Source organism: Mesorhizobium sp. M7D.F.Ca.US.004.03.1.1 (assembly GCF_003998635.1).
GTDB classification, from domain to species: Bacteria; Pseudomonadota; Alphaproteobacteria; order Rhizobiales; family Rhizobiaceae; genus Mesorhizobium; species Mesorhizobium loti.
On record NZ_RZQG01000179.1, the window covers coordinates 1 to 8,363 of the forward strand.

Annotated in this window: 9 protein-coding genes; 2 read left to right on the top strand and 7 right to left on the bottom strand. The window is 64.2% G+C overall.

Features of this window, described 5'->3' with window-relative positions:
• A partial coding sequence (locus tag EN935_RS12950; protein ID WP_164771107.1) for a sugar ABC transporter ATP-binding protein occupies positions 1-1,254 on the top strand: 1,254 nt, incomplete at its 5' end.
• 218 nt (positions 1,255-1,472) lie between these two features.
• Positions 1,473-1,880 carry a carboxymuconolactone decarboxylase family protein gene (locus tag EN935_RS12955; protein WP_109661016.1) on the top strand — a complete coding sequence of 136 codons (408 nt, stop codon included), beginning with the start codon at positions 1,473-1,475 and terminating at the stop codon, positions 1,878-1,880.
• 13 nt (positions 1,881-1,893) lie between these two features.
• Here the strand turns inward: EN935_RS12955 and EN935_RS12960 are convergent, their stop codons facing one another.
• The 7 genes from EN935_RS12960 to EN935_RS12990 form a co-directional block, all read right to left on the bottom strand.
• The gene (locus tag EN935_RS12960; protein ID WP_164757645.1) at positions 1,894-2,781 is read right to left on the bottom strand and encodes an amidohydrolase; all 888 of its coding nucleotides are present in this window, start codon (positions 2,779-2,781) and stop codon (positions 1,894-1,896) included.
• Positions 2,781-3,899 (bottom strand): VWA domain-containing protein, encoded by a 1,119-nt coding sequence (locus EN935_RS12965; RefSeq protein WP_348629885.1) that lies wholly within the window; start codon positions 3,897-3,899, stop codon positions 2,781-2,783. The genes EN935_RS12960 and EN935_RS12965 overlap by 1 nt, the downstream gene beginning before the upstream one ends.
• 5 nt (positions 3,900-3,904) lie before the next feature.
• Positions 3,905-4,786, bottom strand: coding sequence for a MoxR family ATPase (locus EN935_RS12970; RefSeq protein WP_127263428.1), 882 nt, complete (start codon positions 4,784-4,786; stop codon positions 3,905-3,907).
• 8 nt (positions 4,787-4,794) lie between these two features.
• Positions 4,795-5,799: a molybdopterin cofactor-binding domain-containing protein gene (locus tag EN935_RS42780; RefSeq protein WP_109661024.1), complete on the bottom strand. Its 1,005-nt coding sequence runs from the start codon at positions 5,797-5,799 to the stop codon at positions 4,795-4,797.
• Between the two features lies 1 nt (position 5,800).
• Complete coding sequence (locus tag EN935_RS42785; protein ID WP_127263426.1) at positions 5,801-7,168, bottom strand: xanthine dehydrogenase family protein molybdopterin-binding subunit; 1,368 nt, start codon at positions 7,166-7,168, stop codon at positions 5,801-5,803.
• Positions 7,169-7,181: 13 nt separating this feature from the next.
• Positions 7,182-7,664, bottom strand: coding sequence for a (2Fe-2S)-binding protein (locus tag EN935_RS12985; RefSeq protein ID WP_127263424.1), 483 nt, complete (start codon positions 7,662-7,664; stop codon positions 7,182-7,184).
• A gap of 60 nt (positions 7,665-7,724) precedes the next feature.
• Positions 7,725-8,363, bottom strand: a 639-nt coding sequence (locus EN935_RS12990; protein ID WP_127373359.1) for an FAD binding domain-containing protein, incomplete at its 5' end; no start/stop codon positions are given.

Here is an 8,363-nt window from a genome sequence, read left to right on the forward strand (position 1 = left end):
GCCATGGTGTTCCAGGAGACCAGCCTGGTGCCGTCGATGACGGTGGCGCAGAACCTCTATCTTGGCACCGAAAAGTTCCTCAACCGGCTGCGCGGCACCTACATCTCGGCCCAACAATTCCTGCAGTCGCTGAATTTTCCCGTCGACCCCAACGCCATGGTGGCGACGCTGGGCGCGGCCAAGCGGCAGATGGTCGAGATCGCGCGCGCGGTGCACCACAATGCCGATATCATCATCTTCGACGAGCCGACGGCGACGCTGACGCCGGAGGAGAAGCGCCATTTCTTCGCGCTGATCCGCCGGCTGAAGGCGAGCGGCGTTTCAATCGTTTTCATCAGCCACGCGCTGGAAGAAGCGCTCGATATCGCCGACCGCATCACCATTTTGCGCGATGGCGAGCTTGTCATCACCGACGATACATCTGCCTTCGACCGCGACCGGATCGTTTCCGCAATGGTCGGGCGCACATTGTCAGGGCAGATCTACCGGCAGCGCGACGAGGCCAAGCTGCGCAAGGCGGGCCGGAAGGTGTTGTCGGTGCAGGACATCTCGATGAGCAATGTCGTACGCAACACGTCCTTCTCGATCTTCGAGGGCCAGATCACCGGCGTGTTCGGGCTGATCGGCTCCGGCCGCACCGAGACCTTCAAGATCGTTTCCGGCATCTACAAACGCGATTTTCTGCGCGGTGGCGCCATCGAACTGGATGACAGACCAGTGCGCTATCTCGTGCCGAGCGAAGCGGTGGCCGACGGCATCGTCTACGTCACCGAGGACCGCAAGAGCGAGGGCATTTTCGAGACGATGGGCATTGCCGAGAACCTGTTCGGCGGACTGCTGGCGGCAGGCCGCGAAAAGGCCTGGGTGATCAATGCGCAGGAAATGCGCGTGCTGTCGGCCGAATGGACGAAGACACTGAACATCAAGGCGATCAACGACAATGCGCGCGTGGTCGAACTGTCCGGCGGCAACCAGCAAAAGGTGGTGATCGGCAAGGGACTGGTGCAGAAGCCGCGCATCGTCATCTTCGACGAACCGACGCGCGGCGTCGATGTCGGCGCGATCGCCGAGATCCATCAAATCATCAACCGGCTGGCCGATGAGGGCCTCGCCGTCGTCGTCATCTCGTCCTACCTGCCGGAGATCATGAACCTGTCCGACCGGATTCTTGTCTGTAGGCAAGGGCGTATTGTGGAGGAGTTTTCGCCGGCGGAGGCCACAGAGGAGAAGATCATGTACGCGGCGGTGCACTAGATTCGGGTGAGGCCGGCCTGCAAATGGCGGTTTCCTGCGCTTCCGGTGCTCACGTACGAAAAGTACGCTCCGCTCCGGTTCTCGGAACCCACCATTTTCGACTCGGCCTGACCCGAATCTCGACGCCGGCGCTGGAAAAGTGAATCGGACGAGTGGATTGGCCGCAATTGCTCAAGACCTGATTCAATTCACGCAACGATCCAACGAAGGAAAACGTTATGGCCACCACAAGACTTCTCAGCGATGCCGAGGTGGAAAAGATCCCGGCCGTGAAGGCCGTCTTCGACGACATCCGTGCGACGCGCAAATCCGATTTCGTCAACAATTTCTGGCGCGGGCTGGCCAATGATCCGCCGGCGCTGAAACGGATCTGGGAACAGCTGAAGGTGGTGATGGTCGCTGACAGCGCCATCGATCCGCTGACCAAGGAGATGATCTACATCGCGGTGTCGACCGCCAATGGTTGCTCCTACTGCGTCCACTCGCACACGGCGGCAGCGCGGGCGAAAGGCATGACCGATGCGCAGCATGGCGAGCTGGTGTCGATCATCGGGCTCGCCGGCCAGACCAATCATCTGGTGACCGCGATGCAGATCCCGGTCGATCCGCAATTCGAGGTCAAGTGACAGGTTTTAGCCCTCACACCGGCCGGTAAACCTTCTCCGCCGTGTTCCAGAAGATATCCGCCTCCGCCGCCGTGCCGTGCTTGGCCACTGCATCGCGGTGCGCCCTGATCAGCTCGGCGTGGCTGGTCCACAATTTCTCGATCGGGAAGTTCGAGCCGAACATCAGATGGTCAGCGCCCAGGATGTCGATCGCGTTGTCGACGATATAGGCGATCAGCGCCGGGTCGTTGCGATGGACGAAGGTGCCGAGGCCGGACAGCTTGGCGTAGAAATTGGGCGCTGCCGACAGCGTGCGCAGGCCCTCCTTCCAGGCTTCGGTGGTCTCCGGCTCGATGCCGGTCAGCATGCCGGCGTGGGTGAGGATGAAGTTGGTCTCCGGGTTTTCACCGACCAGCGTCAGGCCGTCCTTCATCTGGGCAGGGAAGAGCTGCAGATCGAAGGCCAGGCCATAGTCCTTGAGCCGCGCCACATTGGCGCGTACCTTGGGATCGATGACCTGGTCGGCCGAGGCGGCGAAGCGGAAGGCCGGCGTCTCGTGCCAGTGCAGCTGCATGCGCACGCCGCGCAGCAGCGGATATTTTTTCAAGCGATCGACCTGGGGCCTGATATCGTCGACGGTCATGTCGGTGTAGCCGACGATGGCATGCGGCCAGCCGGTCTCGTCAGCGGTCTTCTGCAGGAAGGCGACTTCCTTCTCGAAATCCTCCTTGGCCCAGTTGGTCTGGACATAGACGGCCTTCTCGACGCCTGCGCCTTTTTGATCGGCCAGAAACTCCTCGATCGGGTAGTCGCGGCGGATCGGCTCGTAGGGGCCGAAAATGCGCGGCACCATCGGGCCGACCAGCCAGGGCTGATCCTTTTGGCGCCAGATGTGGAAATGCGCGTCGATTGTTTTTTGCATCACGAGACCCCTTTCCAGATTGTCGCCGCCGTTGGGGCTGGGCGGGCGAGCGACAGGATGAAATCGGTTAGGCCGGCAAGCGATGAGCCGTCGACGAGATCGTCGAGGTCAGGCAGGATGGCACGAAGTGCCGCCGTTGCCGGCCGGAAGCGCGGATCGCCGGCCAGCGGCGTCGCCAGCGACAGCCGGAAGGCGCGGGCGCTCAGCCGACGCATGGCTGTTTCCAACTCGGCATGGTCGCCGCGCTCCAGCGCGTCGGACAGGATGACGACGGCGGCACCGCGCGCGAAGGCGGAGAAGCGCGGCACCGACAGGAAAGCGAGCAGCGTCGGCCCCATACGGGTGCCGCCGTCCCAGTCGTCGACCTGGGCCGCGGCACGCGCCAACGCCTGGTCGCGATCGCGGATGCGCAGCGCCGATGTGATGCGGGTCAGCCGCGTACCGAAGGTGAAGATCTCGGCGCGGTCCGCGCCTTGCACGGCGGCATGCGCCAGCTTGAGATAGTCCGCGGTGTGCAGCTTCATCGAGCCGGAGACGTCGATCAGGATCAGCAGCTTGCGTGGCACGGTCTGGCGGCGGCGCAGCAGCGGCGAGGGCACATCGCCATCGGCGCTGACGATTTCGCGCAGTGAGCGGCGCAGGTCGAGCTTGCCGCGCGAATGTGTGCGCACGGTGCGGAAGGAGCGGCGGGCGGGCAGGGCGGATGCCAGCTTGCGGCGGAAGGCGGCAAGGCCGTCATCGTCGCGCTGGAAGTCGCGGGTGCTCAACTGTTCGGCGCCGGAAGAGAGTTCGCCGCCTTCTTGCTGGCTTATCACCTCGATCTGTTCCTGGCTCGCGCCGCCATCATCCTTGATGCGGGTTTCCTCGTCGGCGTCGCCTTCGACCACGGCGGATGTGTTGCCATAAAAATGGTTCTGGAAATGCGCCTCGAATTCGTCGCGGCGGTCGGGCGGCGGCGCCAGCGTCGCAAGCGCCGCCTGGCGGATGTCGGCCATCGAGCGCGGCCCGAGCAATGTCACCGCCTGCATGAAGCCGGAGACCTGCTCGGATGCTATGGCAAAGCCGTAGCGGCGCAGCAGCCGGCCGAAGCCGAGCAAGGGCGTGGCCGCGCGAGGCAACGCGCTCACGCCAGCGCCTCCTCGACGATCCGGCCAAGCTCCGGCGCGATGTAAAAGAGGTCTTCCTCGTCCTTGATCAGCACGCCGATGGCGCGGCGGAAGGCTTCCGGCCATGGGCTGCCGCCTTTTTCCAGAATGGTCGCGGCATTGGCCCATTCGACTGCCTCGGCGATACCGGGCGGCTTGGCCAGCGGGCGAGCGCGGATGGACTGCACGGCTGCCGCCACGGCGCGCGCCGTAGCCTCGGCCACATTGCCGGCGCGCAGCATGATGATGGCGGCCTCGCGCTCCGCGTCGGGATAGCCGATCCAGTGATAGACGCAGCGGCGGCGCAGCGCTTCGGCCAACTCGCGGGTGCGGTTCGAGGTCAGGATGACGATCGGCTGTGCCGTGGCGCGGATGGTGCCGCGCTCGGGAATGCTGATCTGGAAGTCGGAGAGGAATTCCAAGAGCAGCGCTTCGAATTCGTGGTCCGAGCGATCGATCTCGTCGACCAGCAGCACGCGCTGCTCGGGTGCCTTCAGCACCTGCAACAGCGGCCGGGCGATCAGGAAACGGTCGTCATAGATGTCGATTTCATGCTCGCCGGCATGGCGGATGGCGAGTAGTTGCCGCTGGTAGTTCCATTCGTAGAGCGCGTGCGCGGCGTCGATGCCTTCATAGCATTGCAACCGCACCAGATCGCGGCCGAGCAGCTCGGCGATCGCCTTGGCCGCTTCCGTCTTGCCGACGCCCGGTGCGCCTTCGAGCAGCAGCGGCTTGCCCAGCCGGATTGCCAGGAAGATGGCGGTCGAAAGGCTTTCATCCGCCAGATAGCGTGAGGCGGCAAGGTGCTGCGCCACCGCCTCCGGCGAGGTCGCGACAGTCTCGGCGCTTGTCAAAGTCATTGCAGCCCTCAGTTCGCCGCTTGCGCCTTCAGCGCGCGCAAGATCCGTTCGGGCGTGATCGGCAGCGTGTCGATGCGCACGCCGATGGCGTCGAAGACGGCATTGGCGACGGCGGGGATTTGCGGGTTGGCGCACATTTCGCCCGGTCCTTTGGCGCCATAGGGGCCGTCGGCGGAGGGACGCTCCAGCACGATGATTTCGGTCTCGGCGAGGTCGCCGGGGCCGGGCATGAGATACTGGTTGAAGTCGGTGCCGCCATGGTCCCGGTTGGGATAGTAGGGCTCGGTCGTCTCGTAGAGTGCGTGGCTGATGCCCATCCAGGAGCCACCAACCAGCTGCTGCTCAACCATTTTCGGGTTCAGCGCACGGCCGATCTCGAAGACGTTCTTGACCGTCAGTACTGTGACTTCGCCGGTCTCGTCGTCGACCTCGACCTCGGCCACGGTGCAGGCATGCGCGTAGCAGGTCGATGGCTTCATCGCACCGGTTTCCTTCTCCGGATAGGAGCGCGGGATCAGGAACATGCCGCGGCCGGAAATCGAGCGGCCGCGCTTGAAATGTGCCGACAGCGCGACATCGAAGATCGAGATCGATTTCTGCGGCGCGCCCTTGACCAGGATGTTGCCCTGGCCGTCGGTTTCGAGGTCGGAGGCATTCACCTCCAGCTCCTCGGCGGCCACTTCCAGCATCACCTGGCGGGCTTCCCTGGCCGCCTGGATGACGGCGTTGCCGGCGCGGTGCGTGCCGCGCGAGGCGAAGGTGCCCATGCAGTGCGGGCCCGTGTCGGTGTCGGCAGTGTCGACGACGACGCGGTCGGTCGGCACGCCGATCGTCTCGGCGCAGATTTGCGCCATGATCTGCTTCATGCCCTGGCCGAGATCGACCGATGACAGCGTCACCATGAAATTGCCGGTCGGCGTCGAATGCACCAGCGCCTGCGTCGGGTCGCCGCCGAGGTTCATGCCTGTGGGGTAGTTGATGGCGGCGACGCCGCGTCCACGCCGGATCGCCATCTCAAGCTCCCTTCACGTAGGAGGACATCGCCATGAATTTTTCCGCCACCGGCCAGTTGGCGGCGCGCGAGGCTTCCTGCATGCATTCGATCAGCGCCGCACCCTCGGTCGGCTGGCGATGCGCCTTCATGTCGCCGTCGCGATAGGCGTTGATGAAGCGGAATTCGAGCGGGTCCATGCCGATCAGCCGCGCCAGCTTGTCCATCTGCACCTCCAGCGCGAAGTCGCCGATGGTGACGCCGAAGCCGCGCATGGCGGAGGAGGGCGTGCGGTTGGTGTAGACGCAGTAGGTGTCGATCCAGACGTTGGGGATGGTGTAGGGGCCGGGATAGTGCCCCGCACCCTTCTGCGCGCCATAGGGCGAGTGGCGCGAATAGGCGCCGGCATCGGTATAGCCAGTGACCTTGCGCGCGACGATGCGGCCGTCGCTCATGACGCCGTCCTTGATGACGACCTTTTCGGCCGCGCGGGGTGACGATATCTGCATCTCCTCCTCGCGGCTGTAGATGAAACAGACCGGTCGCCCGGTTAATTTTGCGCCGAGGATGGCGATGGGCTCGACGATCACGTCGACCTTGCCGCCAAAGCCGCCGCCGACGGTGCCGCCGACGAAATGCAATTTGCTGCCGGGCATCTGCAGAATGATCGAGGTGTTGTCGAGGGTGAAGAACATCGCCTGCGTGTTGGTGTAGCAGGTGAAGCGGTCATTGCCCTCGGGCGCCACGACGCAACCGGTGGTCTCGGTCGGCGCGTGTTCGATCGGCGAGGACTGGTAGCTCTGCTCCAGCACATGGTCGGCGCCGGCGAAGCCCGCCTCGACATCGCCGAAGCGCACCTTGCGGCACTCGCCGCTGTCATAGAGGTAGTAATTCTGGCCGTGATATTCGTTGACCAGCGGCGCGCCTGGTTTCAGCGCCTCTTCCATATCGAAGACGGCAGGCAACACTTCGTAGTCGACCTTGACCTTGGCGGCGGCCTCTTGTGCCGCGCGCTCGGTCTCGGCCAGCACCGCCACCACGGCCTCGCCCTTCCAGCGCACCTTGCCGTCGGCCAGCACGGTCTCGTCCTCCGGCCCGATCTGAATCAGGATCAGGATGGTGTAGACGTTGTGCGGCACGTCCTTGGCGGTCAGAATTTTCACCACACCCGGATGCTTTTCCGCTTCCGACGGGTCGATCGAGCGGATGCGGGCATGGTGATGCGGGCTGCGCACCATCTTCAGGTGCAGCATGCCGGGGAAATTGCGGTCGGCGAAAAAGGTGGTCTTGCCGGTGACATGGCCGGGCGAATCCGAGCGCGGCCTTGGCTGGCCGATCTCGTGCAGGTCATCCTTGCGGACATCGGCGAAGTAGCTCTTGCGCAGTTGCATTCTTTTTGTCCCCTCAAGCCGCGTTCTGCGAGTTGGACCGCGCGGCGGTCAGCACCGCCTGGATGATCGGCTCGTAGCCAGTGCAGCGGCAGATGTTGCCCGACAGCGCCTCGACCACCTCCTCGCGGCTGGGGTTGGGCGTGTGGTCGAGCAGCACCTTGGCCGCCATGATCATGCCCGGCGTGCAGAAGCCGCATTGCGTGGCGAACGTGTCGAGGAAGGCGCGCTGCAAGGGATGCAAGACGCCGCTTTCCGAAAGGCCTGATGTCGTGCTGATGGTCGCCCCGTTGCAGGTCTCGGCCAGTGTCAGGCAGGAGAGCCGGAGTTCGCCGTCGATGATGACCGAACAGGCACCGCAAGTGCCCTGATGGCAGCCGCCTTTCGGCGAGGTGTCGCCGATCTTGTCGCGCAAGGCGTGCAGCAGCGTCGTGCCGCTGTCGACGAATTCGGCCCTTTCCGAGCCGTTGAGCGTGAATTGAACCGGAACCTTTGCCATGTTTTCCTCCCAGCGCGCCTGCCCGAACTTTCGGACAGACGCGCGCCCCCGAACGACATATTATGCGAGCAGCAGCCGGCCGAGATGAACCGGCAGGACTTCAGCGCGATACCAGGCGCTGGCAATCGGATCGGTGATGGGCGAAGTGCCATCACTGGCTGCGGCTAAAGCCGGCGCGATGCTGTCCTTGGTCAAGCTACGACCGGTCAGCGCTTTTTCGGCTGCTATGGCGCGCATTGGCCGATCGGCCATGCAGCCAAGTGCAATCCGTGCCGAAGACACGGTGCCGTCCGGCGCCCGTTCCAGAACGCTGGCGATGCTGAGCACCGAGACGCCCTTGGGCTTGACCCTCGACACTTTCAGGAAGCGGAAACTGTCGGCCTTCGGAAGCGTGAAGCTCACGGAAGTGACGATGGTGCGGCTGCCGTCCCGTTTGGCCAGAAAAATCTCGATCGGCGTTTCGCCGTCATCGGTGCCGACAATGGCGTCGAGCGCCAGCAGGGCAACAGCGAAATCGCCATAGGGAGCCGGGGCAAACAGATTGCCGCCGACGGTCGCCATGTTGCGGATCGCCGGGCCACCGACGGCGCGGGCGGCCTTGGCAAGTGCGCCGAGGTCCGGATGGCGGGCGATCGCCGCCATGGTCACCGAAGCGCCGATGCGGACTTTGTCGCCGGCAACAGCGATGGTGGACAGAGA

What these genes read in the sequence shown, in the direction of transcription:
- EN935_RS12985 (WP_127263424.1), bottom strand. Translation starts at nt 7,664, where the DNA reads ATGGCAAAGGTTCCGGTTCAATTCACGCTCAACGGCTCGGAAAGGGCC.
- EN935_RS12970 (WP_127263428.1), bottom strand. Translation starts at nt 4,786, where the DNA reads ATGACTTTGACAAGCGCCGAGACTGTCGCGACCTCGCCGGAGGCGGTG.
- EN935_RS42780 (WP_109661024.1), bottom strand. Translation starts at nt 5,799, where the DNA reads ATGGCGATCCGGCGTGGACGCGGCGTCGCCGCCATCAACTACCCCACA.
- EN935_RS12955 (WP_109661016.1), top strand. Translation starts at nt 1,473, where the DNA reads ATGGCCACCACAAGACTTCTCAGCGATGCCGAGGTGGAAAAGATCCCG.
- EN935_RS42785 (WP_127263426.1), bottom strand. Translation starts at nt 7,168, where the DNA reads ATGCAACTGCGCAAGAGCTACTTCGCCGATGTCCGCAAGGATGACCTG.
- EN935_RS12960 (WP_164757645.1), bottom strand. Translation starts at nt 2,781, where the DNA reads ATGCAAAAAACAATCGACGCGCATTTCCACATCTGGCGCCAAAAGGAT.